Consider the following 24,228-nt stretch of genomic DNA (forward strand, 5'->3'; position numbering starts at 1 on the left):
CGTCGCGCCACTAGGGTGGGGGACGTGCCCCGATCCGCGCGAGCGTCCCGAGCCTCGGGCGCCGTGGCGCGGACCCGCCGCATGTGGGCGCTGCCGCTGTGGGCGGCCGTCCTCACCGCGCTCGTGGGCGGCCTGCTCCTGGACGCGTCCTTCCCCGATGTCGGCTGGTGGCCGCTCGCGTTCGTCGCGATCGTCTTCGGGCTCGTGTCCCTCATGGGCCGCAGCGTCGGCGGGGCGCTGCTGGTCGGGTTGGTGTTCGGGGCGGCGTTCTGGTTCACCCACGTCGCGTGGACGACGCGGTACCTCGGCCCGGTGCCGTGGGCGGCGCTCGCGGGGCTCGAGAGCGTGCTGTGGGCTGTCGGCAGCATCCCGATCATGTTCGCCTACCGCTGGCTGCCGCGGGTGCTGCCCGGGCGCTGGGCGCGCTTGACGCTCCTGCCGGTGCTCGTGGCCGGGGCCTGGACGCTGCGCGAGCTCGTGATGGGGTCGTTCCCCTATACAGGCTTCCCCTGGGGGCGGATCGGTATGAGCCAGTCCGAGAGCCCCCTCGCCTCCGTCGCATCGTGGGTCGGCGTGACGGGCCTGACGTTTCTCATCGTCTTCGCGTGCGCGGCGCTCGTCGAGGCGGCGCGTGTGGGGGCGTGGCGCGATCTGCGTACGCTCCTGCCCGGCGGTATCGCCGTGGTCGTGCTCGTGACGCTGCCGGCGTTTCCCACGACGGCGGCGGGGGAGATGCGCGTGGGCAGCGTGCAGGGCAACGGGCCGAGCGGGTACTTCGACGAACGCGCGCGGGGCGACATCCTGAACGCGCAGCTCGCGGCCACCGCGCCGCTGTTCGCCGACGACCTCGACCTCGTGGTGTGGCCCGAGGGCGGGATCGACTCGGACCCGCTGTCGAACGCGGCGACCGCGCGCACGCTCGACGCCCTCTCCCAGCGCATCGGCGCACCGCTGCTTGTCAACGCCGCCACCGAGCGGGGCGACGACGAGTTCAACACGTCGCTCCTGTGGGAGCCGGGGACCGGAGCGGTGGCCCTGCACGACAAGACCCACCCGGTGCCGTTCGGCGAGTACGTGCCCGACCGGCCGTTCTTCGAGATGCTCGCCCCCGACCTCATCGGTCTCATCGGGCGCGAGTACACGCCGGGCACGAACGCGCCGTTCGTGCGCGTCGGCGACGTGGGCGTCGGGCTCGCGATCTGCTTCGACGTGATCTACGACGACGTGATCTGGGACGGCGCGCGCGACGGCGCGCAGTTCTACGCCTTCCAGACCAACAACGCCGACTTCCGCGGCACGGATGAGAACGTGCAGCAGCTGGCCTTCGCCCGCATGCGCGCGATCGAGACGGGACGCGCGGTCGTCAACATCTCCACCGTCGGCACGAGCCAGGTGATCGCCCCCGACGGCTCGGTCATCGACGGGCTGCCGGCGGGCGCGGCGGGCGCCATGGCCACAACCGTGCCCCTGCGCACGGGCCTGACCGCGGCGGTCGTGATCGGGCCCGCGGTGCAGCTCGTGCTCGGCTGGGGTGCGGCGCTCGCCCTCGCGGTGCTCGGGGGCGTCGCGGTCTTCCGCCGCGAGCCCTGATCACACCGTGTCTGAGCGCTGCGTCGCAGACGAAGACGCCGGCCCCCGAGGGGACCGGCGTCGTTGTCTGTGGCGGCGGGGCGCTCAGGCGGAGATCTTCTCCGTCGTGACGTCCTCGCCGGCTCCGCGACGGGCACGGACGTAGGCCAGGCGCTCCTCGAGGAGCTCCTCCAGCTCGGCGATCGTGCGCCGCTCGAGCAGCATGTCCCAGTGCGTGCGCGGGGCCTTGTCCTCGCTGTGGTCGACGGTCGCGGTGCCATCGCCGATCCGCAGCAGCGCCTCGGCGCCGCACGTGCGGCACTCCCAGCTCTGCGGCACCTCGGCGTCGGCGGCGAACGTCAGGGTGGTATCGCGCCCGCACGTGGCGCAGGTGTAGGTGTGCTGAACGCGGTCGTGGAACACGACGCCCTCTTCGCTCTGTAGGCTCTGGGCGCCGAGCCGAACGCCACGCAGACTGCGGTCTGCCATTGTGTGGTCCTCTCGTCGATCCTCAGGTATAACGCCGGCACCTGGGCGATCCATCCGAACGGACCGGACGCATCACGCATTCACAGAGGATGCTCAGCGGGCGTCGCGCGCGGGACCGGCCGCGACGGCGAGTGCGACATCGGCGCGGTCGGTCACGAGCCCGTCGACGCCGTGGTCGAGGAGCCGCCGCATCTCGTTCGGCTCGTTGACCGTCCACACGTGCACCTCCACGGCCGCCCGATGGGCCGCCTCCAGGAGGCGGTGCGAGAGCACGGGGATGCCGCGGTGACGTACCGGGATCTGCAGCGCGTCGACGTCGGCGAGCAGCCGCGCGACGGCACGACGGCGTCGGAGGGCGAGCGCCGCGAGCACACGTGCGATCGTCCCCGACCCGGGCGAGGTCGCCGGGCGGTGCGCCGCACCCGCCTTCTCCGCAGCCGCGAGGGCGGCGAGGCGTCGTTCGTCGGAGAAGCTCGTCAGGAGCACGCGGTGCGCGTCGCCGGCGACGAGCCGCCCGACCGGCTCCGCCGCATCCGGCGCCTTCACGTCGAGGTTGAACCGCACGTCGGGGAAGGTCTCGAGCGCCTGCTCGAGCGTGATCAGACCGCCGCGGTCGGACATCACCTCCGCCAGCTCGTGCGCGCGCACCTCCCGCACCCGGCGCGGGTCGCCCGCGACACGGGCGAGGTCGTCGTCGTGGAACAGCACGACGACGCCGTCGCTCGTGAGGTGGCAGTCGGACTCGACGTACACGGCCCCCGCCGCATGGGCCGCGGCCACGGCGGCGAAGGAGTTGTCGACCGTGCCGTGCGCCGCGGCGTCATCGGTGACGAGGCCGCGATGGGCGAGCACGCGCGGCCCGGGGCCGCTCAGATACGGATGCGTCACCGAGGAGCGTCGGGGGAGGGCGGCGTGGTATCCGTCGCGACGCCCGGGGCGTCACCGGGGCCGGCAGGAACGCCCGACGCCGCCTCCGCCGCGATGTCGCCCGCATCCGATGCGGCCTGGCGGGCGGCCGCCACTGCTTCGTCCGCGATGCCGGAGGACGGCGGGCGGGTCGCCGGGACGCGTCCTGCGCGCGGCGTCTCCGCGCGGCCGCCGAACGCGTCGCCGATGCCCTTGAGCGCCTCGGTGAGCTCGCTCGGGATGATCCACAGCTTGCTCGACGGGCTCTCGCTGATCTTGGGGAGCGTCTGCAGGTACTGGTAAGCCAGGAGCCCCTCGTCCGGGCCACCGGCGTGAATCGCCTGGAACACCATCTGGATGGCCTCGGACTCGCCCTGCGCGCGCAGGACCGCCGCCTGCTTGTCGCCCTCCGCACGCAGGATCTCCGCCTGCCGGCGTCCCTCGGCCTCGAGGATCTGCGACTGTTTCGAGCCCTCGGCGGTGAGGATCGCGGCACGCCGGTCGCGCTCGGCGCGCATCTGCTTCTCCATCGAGTCCTGGATCGACACGGGCGGGTCGATGGCCTTGAGCTCGACGCGGGAGACGCGGATGCCCCACTTGCCGGTCGCCTCGTCGAGCACGACGCGCAGCTGGCCGTTGATCTCATCGCGGCTGGTCAGCGCCTCCTCGAGATTCAGACCGCCGACGACGTTGCGCAGGGTCGTTGTGGTCAACTGCTCGACGGCGCCGAGGTAGTTGGCGATCTCGTACGTCGCGGCGCGCGCGTCGGTGACCTGGAAGTACACGACCGTGTCGATCGAGACGACGAGGTTGTCCTCCGTGATCACCGGCTGCGGCGGGAAGGACACGACCTGCTCGCGCATGTCGATGAGCGGACGCAGCCGGTCGATGAAGGGCACGAGGAGGTTCAGGCCCGGCATGAGGGTCTTGTGATAGCGCCCGAGGCGCTCCACGATGCCGGCGTTGGCCTGCGGGATGATCCGGATGCTGCGGAAGATCACCACGAGCACGAAGATCAGGACGGCGGCGGCGAGCACCCATCCGATCAGGGCCGGGACGACATCGGTCGCGCTCATTCGGCGCCTCCCTCGGGGCGGGGGCGTACCACGGCGGTCGCCCCGTCGATGCGGGCCACGCGGATCGCGGACCCCGGTTCGAGTTCTCCGTCCGCCTCGGTGCGCGCGGTCCAGACGTCGCCGTTCGCGAGCTTCACCTGCCCGCCGACGCCCGACACGGTGGACACGACGCGGCCCTCGATGCCGAGCAGCGCCTCGATGTTGGACGGACTCGTGTCGGACGCGCGATGCAGTCGGCGAAGCAGCGGCGGGCGAAGGGTCAGCAGCAGGACCGCGGCGACCGCGGCGGCGAGGATGACCTGAAGCCACAGCGGTGCGCCGAGAAGGTCGGAGCCGAGACCGGCGAGACCGCCGATCGAGAGCATCAGGAACGTCAGATCGAGGGTGAGCATCTCGATCACGAGGAACACCAGCATGAGGACGAGCCAGCCGATCCACGCCCACTGCTCGACGATCTGGAGTAGCTCCATCGTGCGCCTCCTTGTGCGTCGAAACTAACATGCGGCCGGCGCCGGAGGGCCGGATTGGTAGGGTCGGAGAGGCCGCGCGCCCCCCGCGTGGGCGATGCGGCTCCGTCTCGCAGAACCCAGGAGAGCCCGTGTCCCAGATCCTCCCGCCCGACTCCCTCCGCGGCAAGACCGCGCTCGTGACCGGATCCTCCCGCGGCATCGGCGCCGACACGGTGCGCTACCTCGCGGAGGCCGGCGCCAACGTCGTCATCAACTACCGCAACAAGGCGCCGCGCGCCGAGAAGCTCGCGACGGAGCTGCGCAGCCTGGGCGTCGAGGTGCTGGTCGTCGGCGCCGACCTCACCGACGAGACCTCGGTGCAGGCGATGTTCAGCGAGGTCGAGCGCGCCTTCGGCGGCCTCGACGTGCTGGTGCTGAACGCGTCGGGCGGCATGGAGGCCGGCATGGCCGAGGACTACGCGCTGCAGCTGAACCGCGACGCGCAGGTGCGCGTGCTGACGACCGCCCTCCCGCTGCTGGGTTCGGGCGCCCGCGTCGTGTTCGTCACGAGCCATCAGGCGCACTTCATCCGCAGCACGCCGACCATGCCGGAGTACGAGCCCGTCGCCCTCTCCAAGCGTGCGGGCGAGGACGCCCTGCGCGAGATGATCCCGCAGCTCCAAGAACGCGGCATCGGGTTCGTCGTCGTCTCGGGCGACATGATCGAGGGCACGATCACGGCGACGCTGCTCGAGCGCTCCAACCCGGGCGCCATCGCGTCGCGCCGCGAGTCGGCCGGCCGGCTCTACAACGTGTCGGAGTTCGCCGCCGAGGTCGCGCGGGCTGCGATCGACCCGGTTCCCGCCGACCACACCCGGCTCGTCGGCGACACGTCGTCGTTCGGCGAGGCCTGACCCGTGCGCGCTGCGGATATCGAGCAGCTCATCGGCGTCGGCCGGCCGGCGGTCGCACGGGACGGCGCGTTCGCCGTCTTCGCGACCTCACGCCCCGACATCGCGGCCAACCGCAACGTCGGACAGCTGTGGCGCGCCGATCTGGTCTCCGGCGCGGTGCGCCGGCTCACCGCCGGTGTCGCGGATGCGGCGCCGCAGCTGCATCCGGATGACGCGCGCGTCGCGTTCCTGCGGGCCGACGGCAAGGGGCGGCGGCAGGTGTTCGTCCTGCCCCTCGACGGCGGGGAGGCGGTGCAGGTGACGGACGCGCCGCTCGGCGTGGAGGCGTTCGCGTGGTCGCCCGACGGTGCGAGGCTCGCGTTCACCGCGCGCGTCCCGGAGCCCGGCCGGTACGGCTCGGTCGACGGACTCGAGGCCGCGGCGGAGTCGCCGCGCCGGGTCGACGGGGTCCGCTGGCACGCGAACGGCCTCGGTTACATCGCCGACCGCCCCGCGCAGGTGTTCGTCGTCGACGCTCCCGACGTGTTCGCCGAGCCGTCGTACGAGCCCGCGCCGCGCGTGCGCGCGGAGGGGGAGGAGGCGCCGTCGCGGCGCGTCGTGCCCGCCGAGGCGCTCGCCCTGACCGAGGGCACGACGAGCTGGAGCGGCGTCGTGTGGTCGGCCGACGGACGCGACGTGCTCTCGGTGCCCGACGACATCGAGTCCGCACGCCGCGATCTGCGCAACCGGCTGGTCGCGATCGCCACAGACGGATCGGGCACGCGCGAGGTGCTCGGGATCGACGCCGATCTGTCGCTGTCGGATGTCGCCGTCGCCGACGACGGCACAGTGTTCGTGCTGGCGAACGACGTCGGTGCATCAGGCGTCGACTTCGTCGCACCCGGGGTGGCGCTGTACGTGGTGGAGGACGGTGGACCGCGCGTGCTGACCGACCCCGAGACGGTCGATCTCGGCGAGGTCGGCAGCGCGATCACCTTCGACGGCGCCGACGCACTCGTGCAGGATCGCACCCGGGGGCGCGTCCGGCTGCTGCGCGTGTCGCGCGAGGACGCTGCATCCGAGGTGCTCGGCGGCGACGTCGAGGTCACGGGTGTCGGCACGGGAGGCGGCCGCGTCGTCGTCGCCGTCTCCACGACTGACGCGTTCGGCGAGCTCGGTGTGGTCGAGGGTGGCGCGCTGCGCCTCCTGACGGACTTCGGGGCCGCGATCCGCTCCGCCGGTGTCTCCCAGCCGCGCGAGATCGTCGTCGACGGCCGCGACGGCTATGCCGTGCACGGCTGGATCGCGACCCCGGAGGGCGACGGTCCGTTCCCGGTGATCCTCCAGATCCACGGCGGCCCGTATGCCTCGTACGGCATCCACGTGTTCGACGAGACGCAGGTGCTCGTCGACGCGGGGTACGCGGTCGTCTACGGCAACCCCCGCGGCAGTGCGGGATACGGCCGGGCGCACGGACGCGCCATCCGCGGGGCGATGGGCACCGTCGACTCGGAGGACGTCCTGTCGCTCCTGGACGGCGCGATCGCGGCGGACCCGCGGCTCGACGGCGGCCGCGTCGGCGTCATGGGCGGGTCGTACGGCGGCTACCTCACGGCATGGATCATCGCGCACGACCACCGCTTCGCCGGCGCCATCGTCGAACGCGGCTTCCTCGACCCCGTGTCGTTCCAGGGCACGAGCGACATCGGCTCCTTCTTCGGCGATGAGTACGTCGGCACCGATCCGGAGCGCATCCGCGCGCAGAGCCCCATGGCGGTCGTGGGTCGGGTGCGCACACCCACGTTCGTGATCCACTCCGAACTCGACTTCCGGTGCCCGCTGGAGCAGGCGACGCGCTACTACTCCGCGCTGAAGCGTCAGGGCACCGAGGCGGAGATGCTGATCTTCCCCGGTGAGAACCACGAGCTCACGCGCGGGGGCCAGCCGCGGCACCGCGTCGAGCGGTTCGACGCGGTGCTGGACTGGTGGCGCCGGAGGCTTCCGACCGGCTGAGGTCAGAGACCGCGCGCGAGGGTGGCGGCGCGGACGAGCTGGAAGACACCCAGCACGAGCAGCGAGACGCCGACGAAGATCCAGAGCACGGCGACGTACAGCGGCGAGAAGAGCAGCACGATACCGGCCAGGATGCTGACGATCGCGAAGAAGATCGTCCATCCGCGCGTCCCGGCCGCCCCGAGGGTTGTCAGCGCGACCACGCCTTCGACGATCCAGACAATGCCGAGGAAGACGCCGATGAAGACGGCGAAGCTCACGGTCGCAGCGGCGATGTTCGACAGCGCGACGATGCCCGCGATGACGAACAGGACGCCGAGCACGATGTGGCCGACGCGCGACCACGTGCCCTGCGCGCGCGAGAACAGGCCCATCGCCGCATAGACGAGGCCGGCGACGATCGCGTAGACCGCGATGATGCCGACCGCGACCTGAGCGGTGCGGCCGGGCCAGATGAGGATGAGCAGCCCCACGACCACAGAGACGATGCCGCTGACGAGGAGTGCGGTGCGCAGGGCCCGGAGAGCGGTGCGGGCGGAGGAGTCGGTCGACATGTGGCGCCTTTCTGAGAGAAAGCTGTGAGCCGTCGACGCCAGCATAGAGGACGCCGGGGGAGTATCGGGGCCGGGCGCGCTCGTCAGGCCAGGAGGGTCGCTGCGAGGAAGAGGACGGGTACGCACCCGACGGTCGTGACGAAGATCGTGTCGCGCGCGGTGATCTCACCGACACCGTAGCGCTGGGCGAACAGGAACACGTTCTGGGCCGTGGGCAGCGCGGCGAGGACGACGACGATGCGCACCTGCTCGGGAGGTAGGGAGAATGCCAGCGCCCACAACCATGCCGCGAGCGGCATGACGAGGAGCTTCAGGGTCGACGCGACGAGGACGTCGGCGCGGCGGCCGACGGTGGACAGGACGCGCTGCCCGTGGAGCGACATGCCGTAGGAGATCAGGAGGACCGGGACGCCCGCGCCCGCGATCAGCTGCACGGGGTCGAGCACGAGGGGCGGCAGGTCGACACCGGCGACGGCGACGAGGACGCCCGCGCCCGCGCCCCACAGCATCGGGTTGCGGAAGGTCTGGCGGAGGATGCGCCGAACCGAGCGTGCGCCGGAGGTCGCGGCATCCAGCAGCGCCAGAGCGATCGGCATGAAGACGAGCAGCTGCACCAGCACGACCGGCGCCGAGTAGGCCGCGTCGCCGAGGATGTACAGCGACAGCGGGATGCCGATGTTGTTCGCGTTCACGTAGCCGCCCGCCGTGGCGCCGACGACGGTCTCGCCGAGGCCGCGCCGGAGGAAGAGCACGGCGATGACGGTGAAGACGGCGAACATCGACAGGGCGGCGAGAGCCGAGACGGGCAGAAGCGCGGAGAAGAGCGTGCGCAGGTCGGCCTGAGCGAGGATCGAGAACAGCAGGAAGGGCGACAGCACGAAGAACGTCAGTCGACTCAGGACGATGCGCGCTCCGTCGCCGAGCAGGTTCGTCCGGGCGATGACGTACCCGACGGCGACGGCCAGTCCGACGACCGCGAAACCGGTGAGGATCTCGATCATCGCGTGCCGGCCCCGTGCCGGACGCGTCGCGATCGCTCCGTGGGCATAGCTCCGACCCTACGGCGTCCTGCGCGGGCGCTCCGACCGACGCCGCCGTCAGGGCTTGTTCTTGCCGGAACCCTTGTCGTCGTTCGGCGGCTTGGGCTTGTCCTTGTCTCCACCCGGTCCGCTGTTGTCCGGCTCGGAGTCCTCGGACCCCGAGTCCTCGGCGTCGTCGTCCGCCTGGGTCGGCGCGGGCGCGGGGCTCGGCGAAGCCTGCGCGGCGAGGTCCGCGCGGATGGTCGCGATGGTCGCCAGGATCGCGTCGGCCTGCCCGGCGCTGAGGCTGCCCGCCTCGCGGTCCGCCTCCACCCGGGCCTCGAGGGCATCGAGAGACGCGGATGCGGCGGTCGCGTCGCCTGCGGCGACCTGGTCGGCCGCGCTCACGACGAGGGACGACAGCCCGTCGTTCGCGGGCTGCGCGGCGCAGCTCCCGAGGACGAGCGTGCCGGCGAGGACCGTCGCGGCGACGAGCCGGCGTACCCGAGTCATTCCTGCACCTCCTCGAGGAGCTGGCGGAAGTGGTCGTCGAAGGGTGCGGGCAGCGCCGGCAGAGTCGGCGCCGGGTCCGGCGACGAGGCCGCCAGCGTCGGCGCGACCAGGGCCGTCGCGATGCCGCCGAGGACGACGACGGCCGCGACGATGAGCGCGATGGGCACCCAGCGCGGAAGGCGTCGGGCGGCCGGGGGAGCGGCGGGTCCGGCAGAGGGGAGGACCTTCGTCTGCGCCGTCGGCGCCGCATCCGCGGGCGGCAGCACGCGCGTGCGGTCGGTCGCATCGGCGAGGGGAGAAGGGGAGGGGGAGCGCAGCCGGTCGGCCGCGCGCACGACGGCGTGCGCATCCGGGCGGTGTGCAGGCTCGAGAGCGGTCATGGCCGAAAGGAGGCCGCGCCAGTCGGCCGGCACCTCATCGGGGATGCGCGGCGGTGCGACCAGGCGTGCAGCGAGCGCCTCGTGCGGCGTCGCCTGCGGGTAGGCGCGCCGCCCGGTGAGCGCTTCGAGCAGGACGAGACCGAGCGCATAGACGTCGGTCGGCGTGCCGGCGCGTTCGCCGCGCGCCTGCTCGGGGCTGAGGTACGCGGCGGTGCCGACGAGCGTTCCGGTGACCGTGACCTTCGCGGAGTCGACGAGCGACGCGATGCCGAAGTCGGCGAGGGTCGCACGCGGCGGCGCGGTCGGGATCGCCGAGGGACGGAGTAGGACGTTCGACGGCTTGATGTCGCGGTGGACGATTCCGCGGTCGTGGATGACGTGCAGCGCCTCGCCCAGCTCGCCGGCGAGCACCGCGGTGTCGCCCGGGCTCAGGGGACCGCGCGCGATCCGCGCGGCGAGCGTCGGTCCGTCGATGAGCTCCATCACGAGGTACGCCGGCGTGCTCTCCAGATGCGCGTCGAACAGCGTCACAAGCGACGGGTGCGTGAGCGACGCGAGCAGACGCGTCTCGGAGGCGACACGGGCGGCGTCGGTCGTGTCGGCGGCCGCGGCGGCGAACACCTTGACGGCGACATCGCGGTCGAGATGCAGATCGCGGGCGCGGAACACCGTCGCATAGCCGCCACGGCCGAGCACGCCGTCCAGGCGGTAGCGCTCGTCGAGCACGGCGCCGACCGCAGGCGTCGCCGAGGAATCCGTCACGTCGGTCACCGTTCGACGATACGACGACGGCGGCGTCGCAGCCTCCACGGAGCCGGGTGTTGACGTGGCCGCCCACCGCGGCGTAGTGCGGTGTTCCGACCCGGTCAATGCACGTTTCGGTGCGTCACGGGCGGTAGTCCTCGGAGCACCTGCGGCGCGGTGTCGTCGGGCGCGCCGAGCGGCGTCGCACCGCCGGAGCCGATCGACGTCAGCGCGCGTGCGAGCGCTGCGAGCGCCGTGGTGATGACACCGCGCCGCCGCGCGTGGGGCTGATCGTTCCTCATCGGCGCTCCTCGTCGGTGCAGCGAGCGTATGCGACGGGACGACGTCCCAGGAGGACGCTGACCGCACCACGATTTACCGATAATGCACATTATGTCAGTAAGTCGCTGGTCAGGCGATACCTCCCGCTCCCCTGACGACTCCCGGTCGGCATCGATCTGGATCGCTCGCGAAGAGTTAAGGACTCCGTGTCTTGACCTGTGCTGTGCGGGTGTGGTTCCCTTCACGCAGGTGGGGGCACCCGAACGGAGATCTCGTCGAGATTGCCGGCTCACGCGTTCGCGGGTCTCGGCGTAGGGAATTGAGTTGCTTCGTTCGAGGGTGTCCGTTGGTGTGCTCGCAATCGTTTCCGTGATCGTTTCTCTGGCGGTGTCGCCAACTACTGCGGCGGTCGCTTCCGAACCGTCGGCGGAGCCGCTGAAGTCTGTGTGGTCCCCGCCGGATGACGCTGCGGGACTGTCGGTGCCGGAGGACCGGCAGATTCCCGAGGACTCGTGGGCTCCGTTGCCGGAAGACCGGTTCTCGGCGGGCGGGTCTCAGATGCGGGCGCCCGCGGGCACCGTGGCCAGCGTGCCTGGACTGGGTGAGCAGCCGTGGTTCTCGTTCCAGGACTTCCCCGTCTCGCCGGACACGACGGTCCGGGTGAACACGGCGAACGGGAACCTTGTGGTGAAAGCGTCCGATTCTGCGATCGCGGTGCCCGGTTCGGGCTGCGGCAGGACCGGTACTACAACGGGCTCTCCACTCTGAACGGGAGTCTGGGCGGGGGCTGGCAGAGCAACAACGGCGCGAACGACATCGGGGTCGTTGCCGTCGCGGGCAGCTACGTGGATTACTTTGCCGTCAACGGCGCGAAGTTCCGATTCACCTGGAACGGGTCAGCGTACGTCGGCCCGGCGGGGTCGAACTTGACGATTACCAGGGACACCGCGTCTTCGACTGCCCGGTACGTGGTGGAGTCGAACAAGACCGGGGAGAAGTGGAAGTTCTCTACGAGCGGTTGGTTGACCTCGACTGTGGATCGCAATGGGGTCGGTGAGACATACAGCTACGGCTCGGGTGCGACCGCGGGGAAGATCACCAGCGTGGTGGCAGCCAACGGCCGCGGCTACACGTTCACGTACACCAGCGGCAACCTCACCTCCGTGACCGATTCCGCTGGCCGCGCTCAGACATACGAGTACGACACCGCTAACCGGCTCACCGAGGTCACCACTGCGGATGACAAGGTGTCGACGTACACCTACGACTCCACCGGCCGCCTCGAATCGCTCACCGTGCCCAGCGCAGCAGCAGCGACCACCACCGTGTGGTTCACGTACGACTCCTCACACCGGGTCACGCTGATCGAGCAGCAACCGGAGATCGAGACCAGCTTCGCCTACACCTCGGGGCAGACGGTGGTGACGGACTCCAACGATCACCCCGCCACCTACACGATCGATTCCCAGGGGCGGGTGACCGCCGCGAAGGACGCACTGAACCGCACTCAGTCGCAGACCTGGACGGCGAACAGCGATATCGCCACGTCCACCGACGCATTCGCGACCGGCAACATCACCACCTACACGTACGACGGCAACAACAACCAGACCGGCGCGCAGCTGCCCACCGGCGCCGCCGCATCCGCCGTGTACGCGGTAGGCGCGAACTGTTCCGCACCGAACACGGGCACGGCGTACCAGCCGAAGTGCTCGACCGATGACGCGGGGAACAAGAAGCAGTATCAGTACGACCCGGCTGGCAACCTGACCAAGCAGACCGACACCACCACGAGCACGGCGGTGACCGAGTTCGAGCGCACCTATGACAACAACGGCACTGTCGAGTGCGGCGGGTTCGCAGGACAGGTCTGCACGACGAAAGACGGCAACGGCAACGTCACCTCGTACACCTACAACACCGCCGGTGACCTCACCACGGTGACCCCGCCCTCCCCTCTGGGAGCGACCACCTACACGTACGATTCGCTCGGCCGCGTCACCTCCGTCACCGACGGGAAGGGCGATACCACCAGCTACGACTACGACGTGCGCGACCGCATCATCCTCACCACGTTCGATAACGGCGACACCCTCACAAGCGAGTACTACGACAACGGGCTCGAGCATTACCGCACGGACTCCGCCGGCGGTCAACTGCATTTCGACTACGACCACCAAGGGCGCATCACCGCGCAAAACGGCCCCCGCTCCGGAATCGATCAGACCTTCAGCTACGACGAGGTCGGCAACATGCTCACCTCGTCGATCGACTCCGGCAATGGGCCGGAAACCACGACCTACACGTACGACGCAGCCGACCAGCTCACCCTCCTACAGGAGCAGGGACACACCTGCCCGGCCGAGTGCGTCGCGTTCGAGTACGACGCCAACGGCGCTGAAACCAAACGCACCCTCTCCGGTGGCGCGACCACCGTCACCACCCGCGACAACTCCGGCCGCCCCACCCGCATCACCGCGAAAGACGCGGCAGCGGCCACGGCCGTGGACATCGGCTACTCCTACACACCCACCGGGGGCACCGGCGACCGCGCCAACATCCAATCCCGCACCGCGTACAAGGAGCAAGGCCTCACCGCCGGGGCGGTCACCGGTTACACGTACGACTCCCGCAACCGCCTCACCCTCGCCCAAGAGAAGGCCGGGGTCACGACCACCGCGTCCTGCGCATACTCCTACGACAACAACGGCAACAGCACCCAGCAAGTCCGCGCCGGTAGCACCGGCGCCACCGCCGGAACCATCAACTACACCAACAACGCGGTCAACCAGATCACCATAGCGACCGGGCAGACCACCACGTTCACCTACGACGCGGCCGGCAACCAGACCCGCAACGGCCTGACCGGCACCACCGCGACATTCGGGGACCGCGGCCAGCAAACACAACTCGGCAGCACCAGCAGCGGCTACTTCGCCGCCGGGAACACCGACCGCCTCTCCCAAGGCACGATCACGTTCAACAACGGCGCCCTCGGGCTAATGCAACGCACCAACGGCTCGACCACCTACTCGTTCGCGCGCACACCCGCCGGGCAAGCCGTGGGCTTCCTCAGCAGCTCCAGCCACAACCACTACTACTACGTCCACGACAGCCTCGGCTTCGTCGTCGGCGTCTTCGACGCCGCCGGCAGCTACCGCGGCGGCTGCACGTACAGCCCTTACGGCGAAGCCCGCACCACCGGCACCAACAGCGCCGTCACCGCCAACCCCCTCCGCTACATCGGAGAACACCACGACGGCAACGGCATCTACAAACTCGGCGCCCGCTACTACGACACCAGCCTCGGCCGATTCACCCAGACCGACCCCAGCGGTCAGGAATCGCACCCTTACGGATACGCCGGCTGCAACCCCATCAACGGGAAGGATCCGTCAGGGCTGATCTCTCAAGCTTGCGCCGACGACCTGGCCTCGATATACGGCAGCCTGATCTCCGCGGCGCTCAGTCTGGCAGCCCTCGTAGGCTACTCATCCACAGGAATCGGGCTAGTCTTGGGCGCCCTCTACGCGATCAACTTCATACTGAACACCACCCAGGCCGCCTTCGCGCTGGCGAGCGCGACCCGCTCCTGCGCGTAGGTTCTGCAGATCAGAAGGAACGCCATGCACGACCGAACCCAGCCAAAGCGTGGGGTGTGGCTTGCCGCGGCAATCACTCTCATGTCGGGTTTCTCGCTAGCCCTGGTCCTACGGTCAGGGGCGCCCGTGATCGCGGTCGTCGTGGCGAGCGCGGCAGTACTCGTGTCAGTCGTGATCGTTCTAATGGAATGGCTCAGGACTCGACGATCTGACCGAGACACGTAGCCATATGAACACGCCACGCCAGGGCGGACACGATCCAGACGAAGCCGCGAAGCTGCATCAGCGACTGGATGAACTGGCCGCGGAGGAACGACGCATGTTCCAAGAGGACTTGTCGCCGGCGCAGTTCATCGGACATTCAACACACACCCGCGGCGAGGAAATAGAGGACGAACGCAACGAGGTAGTCGCACGCCTCGCCAAGCTAGGCGTGCGAACGGATCGGACAACGGCTTCTCCTCGCGGCAAGCACAATTTTGTCTGGGCATGGGCTCTGATCGGAATCGTCGGATTCGCGGTGCTAGTCACGACCCTGACGTTTCTCAACCCCTAACCGGTAGCGGACTCATTAGCGTTCGCACCGCCATATGCCAATGTTCACCGTTATCTCATATTTATCCCTGGTCAAGCGGTATTTCTGCGCATAGCGGCCGGCTCGTGAGTCGTTCCCAGATGCGCTATACGAGACCAACTCAAGCGGCGACGTGTGGTCGCCCGCACGCCTACTAGCGCCATTATGGATTGCAGGTCTATCGCTCATATGGTCGCTAGGACACCACACGTGTACGGCGACGGTGGGCCAAAGGGGGCACATAAGCATCGAGAAGTTCAAACGGGCTGTCTGAATCGGCCTGACTTTTGTTCCGTTCTTCAAGCAAGGATGGAACTCGATGAACAGGAAGTATTCGCCGGAGATGCGTGAGCGGGCGTTGCGGATGCTCGCGGAGACGCGGCCGTCGCACCCGACGATGATGAGCGCGGTGCGTCATGTGGCCGGGCTGCTGGGGATGAGCCCGGAGACGTTGCGGCTGTGGCAGCGGCGTTACGAAGTCGATGTCGGGGTGAAGCCGGGGCTCACGACGGACGCGGCGGCGGAGATCAAGCGGCTGCAGAAGGAGGTCTCGGAGCTGCGCAAGGCGAACGAGATCCTCAAGGCTGCGAGCGTGTTTTTCGCGAAGGAGCTCGACCGTCCCTGACCGCGATGATCCGGTTCATCAATGAACATCGGGATCGTTTCGGGGTCGAGCTCATCTGCCGGGTGCTGCCCCCCGGCGGTTCAGGGGTTCCTCACCTCCCGCGGCTTCCGCGCCGCAGTCGGTCGTGTGCCGTCGGTGCGGCAGCTGAAGGACGAGCTTCTCGTGCCCGAGGTCGCCCGGTTGCACGCGGAGAACTACGGCGTCTACGGGCGCCGGAAGATGCATGCGCTGATGCGTCGGCAGGGGTGGGAGATCGGTCGTGACCAGACCGAACGCCTGATGCGCCTGGCCGGGGTGCGCGGCGTCCGCAACTCCAAGCGGGTGTTCACCACCCGCGCGGACAAGACGACCGCGCTGCCGAGTGATCTGGTGAACCGGCGCTTCACAGCGCCGGCGCCGCGGCGGCTGTGGGTCTGCGACGTGACGTACGTCGCGACCTGGAGTGGGTTCGCGTACGTCGCGTTCGTCACCGACGTGTACTCGCGCCGCATCGTCGGCTGGAACGTCGCATCCACGCTACGGGCCGAGATTCTGCCCTTGCAGGCGCTGGACATGGCCGCCTGGGGTGCCGGTGGTGACCTCACCGGGCTGACGCATCACTCAGACCACGGGTCCAACTATATGGCGATGGTCTATACCGAGAGGATCGTCGGACTCGGCGCCGTGCCCTCGACAGGAACGGTCGGCGACAGCTACGACAATGCCCTCGCCGAGGCGATCAACAACCTCTACAAGACCGAGCTGATTCGTCAGCGCGGTCCCTGGCGCACCGTCGAGCAGGTCGAACTCGCGACCCTCGAATGGGTGTGGTGGTGGAACAACCAGCGCCTCCACGGAGAGCTCGACATGCGCACGCCCGTCGAGGTCGAGCAGGCGTATTACGCTGACCTCGAATCAGCCCAACCGGCCCTTGCCGGACAAGGCTCCCAATAGGAACGAAAGTCAGGCCGATTCAAATGGCCAGTGATCGCAATATTTGGCGCGTAAGTCCCGCAGTTGTTCGCGTACCAATTGATCTCGTTCGCGAGTCTCTGGGCGCCATTCCAGACGTGGGAAGTCGATCCCCGACCCGCGGCTGACCGCGACCTCCACGGCGGGCTCGCGTCCGAAGGTGACGGCGCGTTGCACACTCTCGTCCTGCGGGAGGGCCAGCCAGTCGACGCCGCCGAGGTCGTAGCACGGGAGTTCCGACGGGGCTGTGGGCTCGACACCGCACGTCATGATGATCGCGGCGGGACTCCCCCACGCGCCCGTCGCCTGCGCATCCGTCCAGCGCCGATCCTGCCCCGCGACTCGCTGCGGCAGCGAGACGGTGAGCGCGGCGCACGACGGGTGGTTCGCGTCGCGAGCCGCCTCGAGCGAGACGGTGTTCGAGCACGCGCTGGTCGTCACGGCCGTGGCGACGACCAGCGCCGCGACGAGCGCGCGGCGGATGCGGGTCGACAAGCGCGTCGCGCTCACGCGACGGTCAGGGTCGCCGACCGCCCTCTCCCCCGTGGGCGAGAGCGACGCGACGTGGGCGTCGATGTCGAGTGACAGCTCGAACAGTGCCTCGGGCGGATGCGGCGCCGCTGCGATCAGCGTGAACGAGGAGGGCACGGCGTCAGTTGATGATTTCGCCGCGATCGCGCTCGATCGCGGCCAGGCGCGTGCGCCATTCCTGGAGCGCTTCAGGGCTCAGGCGCGTCCATTCGAGCACCTCCTCGATGATCCGCAGCGGCTCGGTGCTGCGGTACGAACGCGTCGGGTTGCCCGGGAACTTCTTGTCGGTGACGTTCGGATCGTTCTCGAACGGACCGAGCGGTTCGACGAGGTAGACGTGCGGCTCCCCCTCCCCCGCCGCCAGTTCCGCAGCCAGGCCCGCGCCGTCGCGGAGCGCCGTGAAGTAGATGCGGTTCATGACGATCTCGGGCCGGTAGTTGGAGCGGAAACCCGGTGTCAGGAGATCGCCGACTCCGAGGTCGGCCTTGGTGCCGTGGTAGAACGGGCCGTGGTCCAGAACATCGTCCATCGTGACGACCTTACGCCCGGGGCTGTGCTCGCCGCTGTCACACTTCGGCGCCTGCCGGACAATGCAGGGTATGGAGGATGACGCCGCCGACGACGCGCTGCTGTGGCGACGCGCGCGCGAGGGCGGCGATGCCGCGTTCGGGCTGATCTTCGACCGGCATCGGGATCGTGTCTTCCGCCACGCCTACGCGCTCCTGCGTGATCGAAACGACGCGGAGGACGCATCGGCTGTCGCGTTCCTGGAACTGTGGCGACGACGGCGCAGCGTGCGCGTCGTCGACGGCTCGGTGCTGCCGTGGCTGCTCGTCACGACGACGCTCGGATGCCGAAATCTGGATCGCTCGCGACGACGGTATCGGCGGCTGCTGGAACGGCTCCCCCACGAGGTCCCTGATGCGCCGATCGACGATCCCACGCGACTCGACGCACGTCGCGCGCTCGTGCCGGTGCTTCGTGAGCTCACACCCGACGACGCTGCGCTCCTCTCGCTCGTGGCGATCGAGGGATACCCGATCGCGGATGCGGCGCGCGTCCTCGGGGTGTCGGCAGATGCGGCACGCACGCGGTGGCACCGCCTGCGTGCGCGGTTGCGACGTGACCTGACGGATCATCAACCCGAGCCGGCGAACGGAAAGGAGGAGTCGTGGACGAACCGCAGATGAGCGATGTGTTCGCCGCTGCGCTCCGGCGCGAGCTCGTCGAGCGCGTCCGACGGGCGCCGGGGCGACGCCGGCGTCTGTTCGCCGGGTGGGCATGAGCGCGGTCCTCGTCGCTGCGGGCGCCGTGGGCGCGACCGCATCCGGCCTCCTTCCCCTCCCCGGCGGGCGGAACGTCGACACGTTGGCGGAGTCGGTGTCGACCACCGTCACCGGCACCGGCGTTCTGGATGCGGGCCCCCCTCCCGCCGAGGCGACGGCGCTCTCGCTCGTGCTGGTGTGCGACACCACCGGACGCTTCGCCTTCCCGGACGGCGCATCCATGGTCTGCGACGTCCCCGGCTCCGCTGCCGGGTACGAGCTGCCGCTGGCTGCCGCTGCCGACGGACGCATCCGGATCAACGCGGATGCCGGAGCGCGCTGGACGCTCGCGGCCACATGGGTGCGGTCGACCACGACCGAGTGGGCACGCAACGCGACCGGCGACACGTACGGGGTCGAGAACGAGAACGGTGCGCCCGACCTCATCGCCGTCCAGGCGACGAACGGCACCTTCGGGTACGTCCACCGCGACGATCTGGAGGACGCCGACGGCACGACGGCGTCGAAGAGCTTCCGCTCCCCCGCCGACGCGCTCGCGTGGCAGGCCGAGTACGGCGGCCGGATCACGTACATCCCGGTGTACGAGTCCGACGGGACCACCGTCATCGGCGAGTTCCAGGTGGGCGGCTGATGCGCGGGTAGCCTGTCGGGATGTCGCGCTCGCCGTACGTCGCCCGCATCCGCGACCGGATCGGCCACGATCTGCTGATGCTTCCGGGGGTGACCGCCGTCATCCGAGACGGTGACCGCTTCCTCCTCGCGCGGCACGCGCACTCGGGCACCTGGAGTCTGATCGGCGGTGCGGTCGAACCTCTCGAGGAACCCATCGACGCGGTCGTCCGAGAGGTGAGCGAAGAGACGTGGGCGCGCGTGCGCGTGACCGGCGTCGTCGGCGCGTACGGTGGCGCGCCGCTCGCGGTGACGTATCCGAACGGCGACGCGGTGAGCTACGTCACGACTGCGTTCGCGTGCGAGTTGCTCGACTCCCCCACGCCCGACGGCGTCGAGCTGGTCGAGCTGGGATGGTTCGCACGCGACACGATCCCCACGCTCGACCGTCGGCCGTGGATCGACCGCGTCCTCGCCGACGCGTGAGCGGGCGCGCCGCATCCATCCTGCTGCCCGGCTCTCGGATCGGATTCGGCGCGCTGCGATAATGAGCGCGACGGCGAGGTGCGCGGTCGAGGGGAGCGCGCATGCGCAAGGGGACCATACCGGCCGCGGCGGGAGTCGTCGTTCTCGTTTCCAGCGCGCTCGCGGCGGCGGCGGTCGCGCCGCCCGCGTTCGCGGCTCCGTCGCCCCCGTGCTCCGAGTTGGCGGCGACCGGCTGGTGCGAGTTCACGGCGCCGGCGACGGGAACGACATCGACGGTCGATCTCCCCGCGGGCGAGATCACCGCGCTCGTCATCGGCGGGTCGGGCGGGAGCACCGACTGGGCCGAGGGCGGCGCGGGTGGCCTCACGGTCGCGAGCTTCACGATGCCCGCTGCGGGTCCGCTCACGGTGTACATCGGCGGTGGTGGGCAGGCCGACGGCGACTCGGGTGCCAGCCTGCTCGGATTCGGCGGTGCCGGTGGATGGTTCTCCTCCCCCGCCGATCACCCGGGCGGCGGTGGCGGTGGAGTGACCGCGCTCGCCGGCTCCACCGGTCCGCTGGCCAGTGCCGGAGGGGGCGGGGGCGCGGGCGGGGGTGGATCGGCACTCGCGGCGACCGCGGCGCTGAATCCCGGCGCGGGAGGCGACGGCGGCAGCCCCGCATCGGACGGGCGGCCCGGGCGGGCCGCTGGATACGGCCCGACACCCGATACGGGCGGCAGCGGCGGACCCGGAGCCGCGGGTGCCTTTCCCTTCGGCGGTAACGGCGCGTCCGGTCAGGACAACGGCGTCCGTTGGCCGGGCGGTGGCGGTGGCGGTGGCGGTCTCGTGCCCGTCGGCGACACCGCCCACCAGGCCGGCGCAGGAGGCGGCAGCGGCTCGTCGGCCAGCGGCCAGTGGGAGGCTGCGCCCGCGGGAGGGGGCGGTGGCGGCGCCTCGTGGGCCGACACCACCGCGGCTACGGCATGCGGGTCACCGAATGGCGGTACCTGCAGGCGCCCGGTCCTCTCGGGGACGGCAGGATCTACTTCTTCACGGCCGCCGCATCGATCTTCGGCTGCCTGCCGGGCACGACCACGCAGGATCTCGTGCCGCCGTATGCGTACGATCGGGCGTTCGTCCTCGCGCAGGGCGGCTCGGGCGCGAGTAGCGGCGATGGGGCGCTCGGCGGGGGCGGCACGATCCAGACCGGGATCGTGGATGTGCAGCCGCTCACGCAGAAGCAGATCGTCGTGGGATGCGCGGCGAGCGGACGCTCCGGCGGCAGCGGCTGGACCACGGGCGGTGACGGCGGCTACAACGCCGCCCCCGGCCAGACGGCGGGCGGCGGAGGTGGAGGGTCTTCGATCTTCGCCGAGACGGGCGCTGCCCCGCTGATCGGCGCAAGCGGCGGTGGTGGTGCGGGAGGGAACGTGACCACCGTCGTGTCGGGCGGTGACGGCGGGACGACGACCCGCAGCGCAGGCGTCGGCGCACCCCAGGCGGGCGCGCGCGGCCTGTGGTCCGTTGCGGCCCCCGTCGGGGGCGAGGGCGGCGACCCCGCGGCAGCGCCGACCGCTGACGGTGCGGATGCGGACGCCGTCACGGATCCGCTGTCCACATCCGTCACCGGCGGAGGCGGGGGCGCGGGCGTCACCCGAGGCGGCGCGAGCGGCGACATCGGGGTCGCGACGAGCGGTGGGGGCGGAGGCGGCGCCGGAGACTCCGTGAACACGTCGAGCGCACTGACCTTCTCGGGGCACGCATCCGACGGCAGCGGCGCGGACGGCGTGGTCATCGTGATCCCGATCCGCCCCCTCGCGCTGACCGGTGCCGGGCCGGGGGGTGGCACTCCGTCGCCGGATCCGGTCACGGGTGGCGGCGCAGCGGGTGGGTCGGCAGCGAGCGGCGCCACAGCGAACCGCCGGTCCGAGCTCGCGGCTTCGGGTGGCACGTCGGACGCCGCTTCCGCGCTCCCGGTCGCCGTGGCCACGAGCGCCCTCGGACTGGGCTTGGTCCTCGTAGGGGTCAGGCGGCGTCGACGCTCGCGGCTCTGAGCGCTGTCATCCGGATCGCCCGCGTCCGCGCGGACGCGTGAACCACGTCAGATGACGTCGTCGCTGCGCGTCGTCTGACGCGTCACGCGCTCGCCCGCGGCGGGGTCGACACTCGTGCGTGTCACGGTGTCGGTCGAGCGCCGGCGCACCATGAGCACGAGGCCGATGATGAAGACCACGGCGCCGGCACCCATGAGGATGTAGCCGATGAGGTCGAGGTTGACCCACTCCACCTGCACGTTGACGGCGAACGCGAGGATGGCGCCGATCACGAAGAGGGCGATTCCTGCTCCGATGCTCATGGCATTCCCTTCCGGCGGCGCACGGCCGCCTTGCTCCGACGCGCAGGGCGTCGTCTCATGATCCGACGCGGGGCGTCACGGCGGGAGGGCTTGACAGCGCGCCGGCGCGGGGTCGCGATGTCGGTGGGGGTGTTTACCGTGGGGTCATGGATGTTGGTTCGGGCGACGAGGACGGGGTGTGGGACCCGTCGTTCGGTGAGCCCGGGATCGATGCGGTCGCGTGGGTGCAGGAGTCGTCGACGATGATGGCTGTGCTCGCGGCGGAGCGGTTCGAGCGGGTGGCGTCGGCGCGGCGGGAGGCGTTGGCGGGGCCGGTGCCGTTCCGAGGTGCGTCGCCGGAGATCATCGAGCGGTCGTTGCGGTTGGAGTTGGCGGCGGCGTTGCAGATGACCGAGACCGCGGTGGCCCGGATGCTGCACACCGCGGAGGCGTTGGTGAACCGGTACCCGGCCGCGCTGGATGCGCTGCACGGGGGCAGGACGACCGAGCGTCACGTCGATGTCCTCGTCGAGCTGGTCGACACGGTCGAGGAAGAGCTGCGGGAGGCGGTGGTGCCGGTCGCGGTGCGGCTGGCTGAGACGTGCGCGCTGGGCACGTTCCGGCGCCGGCTGCGCGCGCTGGTCGACACGGTGCGGGCGGCGTCGCTGGAGGAGCGCCACCGTGAGGCGCTGACGCGTCGCCGGGTGATCCTGGAGCCCTCCGAGGACGGTATGGCATGGCTGCTGGTGCACCTGCCCGCCGTCGAGGGGCACGCGGTCATGAACCGGCTCGACGCGACCGCGAGGGTCCTCGCCGACCAGGACGGTGAGGAGCGCACCCTCGACCAGTTGCGCGCGGATGTCGCCGGCGACATCCTCGTCGACGGGCAGGTCGCGGCGTATCCGGAGCACGCGCGCGGGATCGCCGCGACCGTCACGGTCACCGTGCCCGCTCTCGCCCTCCTGGACGACGCGTACGCCGACCCGGCCGCACCGCCGGTCGTCGAGGGCGTCGGACCGATCCCGCTGTCGCGGGCGCGGGAGCTGTGCGGGGCGGCGGCCAGCTGGATGCGGGTGCTCACCCACCCGAGACCGGGATCGTGCTCTCCGTCGGCCGCGACACCTACCGTCCCCCGGCCGATCTGCGCCGCCTCATCCGGTGGCGTGCGCAACGCTGCCAAGCCCCCGGATGCGGCATGCCCGCGCACCGCTGCCACATCGACCATCAAGCGCCCTGGTCAAACGGCGGCCGCACCGACCTCGACAACCTCGCCCCGTTGTGCACGAACCATCACATCGTGAAACACCACGGCGGCTGGACCGTGCGTCACCTGCCCGGCGGCACCCTCGAATGGACCTCGCCCCTCGGCCGCCGCTACCTCGTCCGCCCCACCCGCCCCGTCTTCGCCCCCACCCCCCACGCCCCACCCCAGCCCACACCCGACCCACCACCCTTCTGACGCTGCGCGCCGAGACGCGCATGTCGGCGCCCGGGTCTACCGTGACGGTCATGCCCGGACGATCTTCCACACCGCCGTCACACTCAACGGATTCCTCGCGACGACTACGACGGCCTCGACTGGCTGTTCGCCGTTCCGGGCGTGCCGAGGCGGAGAAACGACTTCGCCGCGTTTCCTGGCGACGGTCGGGTCGTTCGTCATAGGCGCGGCGACCTACGAGTGGGTGCTGCGCCACGAGCGCGAGACTCAACCCGGCATGTGGCGGGAGAGCTACGGGGCCACGCCGTGCTTCGTCGTGACGCATCGCGAACTCGAGACCATCGACGGTGCCGTCGTCCGGTTCGTCCGCGGGCACGTGGACGCATGGTGGCCGCATGTCGTGGCCGCCGCCGGTGACGGCGACATCTGGCTCGTCGGCGGTGGTGACCTCGTCGGCAGGTCGACGACGCCGGTCACCTCGACGAGGTGCGGGTCTCGATCGCTCCGGCACTGCTCTCCTCCGGCAAGCCGCTCCTCCCCCGCCGCATCGGCCCCGACCGGCTCGAGCTGACAGCCGCCGCCCGCGCGGGCCAGTTCATCGAGGCCACCTACCGGGTCGGTCCGCGAGCGTAGGATCGGTCGGTGCCACGACGAAGGATGTCCGCGCCCGACGCCGGCTGCTGTCGTGGCTGCCCACGACGCTCGTGGCGCTCGTGTGCATCGGCTTCGTCGTCGCAGCCATCGCGATGCAGAACTCGTGGTGGAGCAGGCCGACGGGAACGCCGGCCGCCGACCAGCAGGCATCCGACGGCGCCTCCCGCTTCGATCAAGCGGGGAATCGACTACTTCACGCGCGACGGCAGCGTGCGCGTGAAGCTCCGCGACGACGCGGAATCCGCCACGGCGCTGGGTCTGTCGGCCGA

Annotated in this window: 24 protein-coding genes, 1 pseudogene and 1 other annotated feature; of the genes and pseudogenes, 13 read left to right on the forward strand and 12 right to left on the reverse strand. The window is 70.4% G+C overall.

Annotated elements, in window-relative coordinates; all coding sequences use genetic code 11:
- The first annotated feature begins 81 nt into the window (after positions 1–81).
- Entirely contained in the window at positions 82–1,590 is a 1,509-nt protein-coding gene (lnt, locus tag EI169_RS07615) for an apolipoprotein N-acyltransferase (protein WP_125133372.1), read from the forward strand.
- A gap of 84 nt (positions 1,591–1,674) precedes the next feature.
- Here lnt and EI169_RS07620 read toward each other — a convergent pair whose 3' ends face one another.
- The 4 genes from EI169_RS07620 to EI169_RS07635 all read right to left on the reverse strand — a co-directional run bounded on the left by EI169_RS07620 (position 1,675) and on the right by EI169_RS07635 (position 4,510).
- Complete coding sequence (locus tag EI169_RS07620) at positions 1,675–2,058, reverse strand: RNA polymerase-binding protein RbpA (RefSeq protein WP_125131800.1); 384 nt, start codon at positions 2,056–2,058, stop codon at positions 1,675–1,677.
- A 93-nt stretch (positions 2,059–2,151) separates the two neighbouring features.
- A complete protein-coding gene (locus EI169_RS07625; RefSeq protein ID WP_125131801.1) occupies positions 2,152–2,946 on the reverse strand; it encodes a glycerophosphodiester phosphodiesterase family protein in 795 nt (264 codons plus the stop codon).
- The gene (locus tag EI169_RS07630; RefSeq protein ID WP_240640708.1) at positions 2,943–4,040 is read right to left on the reverse strand and encodes an SPFH domain-containing protein; all 1,098 of its coding nucleotides are present in this window, start codon (positions 4,038–4,040) and stop codon (positions 2,943–2,945) included. The genes EI169_RS07625 and EI169_RS07630 overlap by 4 nt, the downstream gene beginning before the upstream one ends.
- Positions 4,037–4,510 (reverse strand): NfeD family protein, encoded by a 474-nt coding sequence (locus tag EI169_RS07635; protein ID WP_125131802.1) that lies wholly within the window; start codon positions 4,508–4,510, stop codon positions 4,037–4,039. The genes EI169_RS07630 and EI169_RS07635 overlap by 4 nt, the downstream gene beginning before the upstream one ends.
- A gap of 128 nt (positions 4,511–4,638) precedes the next feature.
- Here EI169_RS07635 and EI169_RS07640 point away from each other — a divergent pair, with 128 nt between their 5' ends.
- Positions 4,639–5,403, forward strand: a complete 765-nt coding sequence (locus EI169_RS07640; protein ID WP_125131803.1) for an SDR family oxidoreductase — start codon at positions 4,639–4,641, stop codon at positions 5,401–5,403.
- Between the two features lie 3 nt (positions 5,404–5,406).
- Positions 5,407–7,395 carry a S9 family peptidase gene (locus tag EI169_RS07645; protein ID WP_125131804.1) on the forward strand — a complete coding sequence of 663 codons (1,989 nt, stop codon included), beginning with the start codon at positions 5,407–5,409 and terminating at the stop codon, positions 7,393–7,395.
- Between the two features lie 2 nt (positions 7,396–7,397).
- Here EI169_RS07645 and EI169_RS07650 read toward each other — a convergent pair whose 3' ends face one another.
- From EI169_RS07650 to EI169_RS16565, 5 genes are all read right to left on the reverse strand, one after another.
- The gene (locus tag EI169_RS07650; protein WP_125131805.1) at positions 7,398–7,949 is read right to left on the reverse strand and encodes a DUF308 domain-containing protein; all 552 of its coding nucleotides are present in this window, start codon (positions 7,947–7,949) and stop codon (positions 7,398–7,400) included.
- A gap of 83 nt (positions 7,950–8,032) precedes the next feature.
- Complete coding sequence (locus tag EI169_RS07655) at positions 8,033–8,950, reverse strand: AEC family transporter (protein WP_125131806.1); 918 nt, start codon at positions 8,948–8,950, stop codon at positions 8,033–8,035.
- A 96-nt stretch (positions 8,951–9,046) separates the two neighbouring features.
- A complete protein-coding gene (locus EI169_RS07660; RefSeq protein ID WP_125131807.1) occupies positions 9,047–9,481 on the reverse strand; it encodes a hypothetical protein in 435 nt (144 codons plus the stop codon).
- Entirely contained in the window at positions 9,478–10,632 is a 1,155-nt protein-coding gene (locus EI169_RS07665) for a serine/threonine-protein kinase (RefSeq protein WP_164515463.1), read from the reverse strand. The genes EI169_RS07660 and EI169_RS07665 overlap by 4 nt, the downstream gene beginning before the upstream one ends.
- Positions 10,633–10,727: 95 nt before the next feature.
- Entirely contained in the window at positions 10,728–10,907 is a 180-nt protein-coding gene (locus tag EI169_RS16565) for a hypothetical protein (protein ID WP_164515464.1), read from the reverse strand.
- 591 nt (positions 10,908–11,498) lie between these two features.
- Between EI169_RS16565 and EI169_RS07670 the strand changes: the two genes are divergently transcribed.
- The 3 genes and pseudogenes from EI169_RS07670 (at position 11,499) to EI169_RS07680 (ending at position 16,621) form a co-directional block, all read left to right on the forward strand.
- Positions 11,499–14,489 carry an RHS repeat-associated core domain-containing protein gene (locus EI169_RS07670; RefSeq protein WP_125131809.1) on the forward strand — a complete coding sequence of 997 codons (2,991 nt, stop codon included), beginning with the start codon at positions 11,499–11,501 and terminating at the stop codon, positions 14,487–14,489.
- Positions 14,490–14,718: 229 nt separating this feature from the next.
- On the forward strand, positions 14,719–15,045 hold the full coding sequence (locus EI169_RS07675) for a hypothetical protein (RefSeq protein WP_125131810.1): 327 nt from the start codon (positions 14,719–14,721) through the stop codon (positions 15,043–15,045).
- 337 nt (positions 15,046–15,382) lie between these two features.
- Positions 15,383–16,621 (forward strand): annotated as a pseudogene (locus EI169_RS07680) (IS3 family transposase).
- Positions 15,653–15,763: a sequence feature (AL1L pseudoknot), on the forward strand. It overlaps the preceding pseudogene by 111 nt.
- 9 nt (positions 16,622–16,630) lie before the next feature.
- On the opposite strand, the gene EI169_RS07685 reads toward EI169_RS07680, so the two are convergent.
- Both EI169_RS07685 and arr read right to left on the reverse strand, forming a co-directional pair.
- Positions 16,631–17,287 carry a DUF3515 family protein gene (locus tag EI169_RS07685; RefSeq protein WP_240640709.1) on the reverse strand — a complete coding sequence of 219 codons (657 nt, stop codon included), beginning with the start codon at positions 17,285–17,287 and terminating at the stop codon, positions 16,631–16,633.
- A 4-nt stretch (positions 17,288–17,291) separates the two neighbouring features.
- Positions 17,292–17,699, reverse strand: coding sequence for an NAD(+)--rifampin ADP-ribosyltransferase (arr, locus tag EI169_RS07690; protein ID WP_125131811.1), 408 nt, complete (start codon positions 17,697–17,699; stop codon positions 17,292–17,294).
- A 70-nt stretch (positions 17,700–17,769) separates the two neighbouring features.
- Between arr and EI169_RS07695 the strand changes: the two genes are divergently transcribed.
- The 4 genes from EI169_RS07695 (at position 17,770) to EI169_RS07710 (ending at position 21,586) form a co-directional block, all read left to right on the forward strand.
- On the forward strand, positions 17,770–18,360 hold the full coding sequence (locus EI169_RS07695; protein ID WP_240640710.1) for an RNA polymerase sigma factor: 591 nt from the start codon (positions 17,770–17,772) through the stop codon (positions 18,358–18,360).
- Between the two features lie 91 nt (positions 18,361–18,451).
- Positions 18,452–19,087 carry a peptidase M56 family protein gene (locus tag EI169_RS07700; RefSeq protein ID WP_125131813.1) on the forward strand — a complete coding sequence of 212 codons (636 nt, stop codon included), beginning with the start codon at positions 18,452–18,454 and terminating at the stop codon, positions 19,085–19,087.
- Positions 19,088–19,107: 20 nt separating this feature from the next.
- Entirely contained in the window at positions 19,108–19,551 is a 444-nt protein-coding gene (locus tag EI169_RS07705) for an NUDIX domain-containing protein (protein ID WP_125131814.1), read from the forward strand.
- Between the two features lie 964 nt (positions 19,552–20,515).
- Positions 20,516–21,586: a hypothetical protein gene (locus tag EI169_RS07710; RefSeq protein ID WP_125131815.1), complete on the forward strand. Its 1,071-nt coding sequence runs from the start codon at positions 20,516–20,518 to the stop codon at positions 21,584–21,586.
- A gap of 47 nt (positions 21,587–21,633) precedes the next feature.
- Here EI169_RS07710 and EI169_RS07715 read toward each other — a convergent pair whose 3' ends face one another.
- The gene (locus EI169_RS07715) at positions 21,634–21,888 is read right to left on the reverse strand and encodes a DUF6458 family protein (RefSeq protein WP_125131816.1); all 255 of its coding nucleotides are present in this window, start codon (positions 21,886–21,888) and stop codon (positions 21,634–21,636) included.
- 146 nt (positions 21,889–22,034) lie between these two features.
- On the opposite strand from EI169_RS07715, the gene EI169_RS07720 reads away from it, so the two are divergent.
- From EI169_RS07720 to EI169_RS16790, 3 genes are all read left to right on the forward strand, one after another.
- On the forward strand, positions 22,035–23,168 hold the full coding sequence (locus tag EI169_RS07720; protein WP_125131817.1) for a DUF222 domain-containing protein: 1,134 nt from the start codon (positions 22,035–22,037) through the stop codon (positions 23,166–23,168).
- Positions 23,165–23,326: a hypothetical protein gene (locus tag EI169_RS16680; protein WP_205783897.1), complete on the forward strand. Its 162-nt coding sequence runs from the start codon at positions 23,165–23,167 to the stop codon at positions 23,324–23,326. Before EI169_RS07720 ends, EI169_RS16680 begins: the two co-directional genes overlap by 4 nt.
- Positions 23,327–23,791: 465 nt before the next feature.
- Entirely contained in the window at positions 23,792–23,938 is a 147-nt protein-coding gene (locus EI169_RS16790) for a hypothetical protein (RefSeq protein ID WP_240640711.1), read from the forward strand.
- Positions 23,939–24,228 lie beyond the last annotated feature (290 nt).

The organism is Microbacterium sp. 10M-3C3 (assembly GCF_003931875.1).
Classification (GTDB): domain Bacteria; phylum Actinomycetota; class Actinomycetes; order Actinomycetales; family Microbacteriaceae; genus Microbacterium.

Coding starts and splice junctions, on each gene's coding strand:
- EI169_RS07630 (WP_240640708.1), bottom strand. CDS start 4,040: ATGAGCGCGACCGATGTCGTCCCGGCCCTGATCGGATGGGTGCTCGCC.
- EI169_RS07695 (WP_240640710.1), top strand. CDS start 17,770: ATGGAGGATGACGCCGCCGACGACGCGCTGCTGTGGCGACGCGCGCGC.
- lnt (WP_125133372.1), top strand. CDS start 82: ATGTGGGCGCTGCCGCTGTGGGCGGCCGTCCTCACCGCGCTCGTGGGC.
- EI169_RS07720 (WP_125131817.1), top strand. CDS start 22,035: ATGGATGTTGGTTCGGGCGACGAGGACGGGGTGTGGGACCCGTCGTTC.
- EI169_RS07705 (WP_125131814.1), top strand. CDS start 19,108: ATGTCGCGCTCGCCGTACGTCGCCCGCATCCGCGACCGGATCGGCCAC.
- EI169_RS07715 (WP_125131816.1), bottom strand. CDS start 21,888: ATGAGCATCGGAGCAGGAATCGCCCTCTTCGTGATCGGCGCCATCCTC.
- EI169_RS07635 (WP_125131802.1), bottom strand. CDS start 4,510: ATGGAGCTACTCCAGATCGTCGAGCAGTGGGCGTGGATCGGCTGGCTC.
- EI169_RS07655 (WP_125131806.1), bottom strand. CDS start 8,950: ATGATCGAGATCCTCACCGGTTTCGCGGTCGTCGGACTGGCCGTCGCC.
- EI169_RS07660 (WP_125131807.1), bottom strand. CDS start 9,481: ATGACTCGGGTACGCCGGCTCGTCGCCGCGACGGTCCTCGCCGGCACG.
- arr (WP_125131811.1), bottom strand. CDS start 17,699: ATGGACGATGTTCTGGACCACGGCCCGTTCTACCACGGCACCAAGGCC.
- EI169_RS16565 (WP_164515464.1), bottom strand. CDS start 10,907: ATGAGGAACGATCAGCCCCACGCGCGGCGGCGCGGTGTCATCACCACG.
- EI169_RS07650 (WP_125131805.1), bottom strand. CDS start 7,949: ATGTCGACCGACTCCTCCGCCCGCACCGCTCTCCGGGCCCTGCGCACC.
- EI169_RS07710 (WP_125131815.1), top strand. CDS start 20,516: ATGCGGGTCACCGAATGGCGGTACCTGCAGGCGCCCGGTCCTCTCGGG.
- EI169_RS07700 (WP_125131813.1), top strand. CDS start 18,452: ATGAGCGCGGTCCTCGTCGCTGCGGGCGCCGTGGGCGCGACCGCATCC.
- EI169_RS07620 (WP_125131800.1), bottom strand. CDS start 2,058: ATGGCAGACCGCAGTCTGCGTGGCGTTCGGCTCGGCGCCCAGAGCCTA.
- EI169_RS07675 (WP_125131810.1), top strand. CDS start 14,719: ATGAACACGCCACGCCAGGGCGGACACGATCCAGACGAAGCCGCGAAG.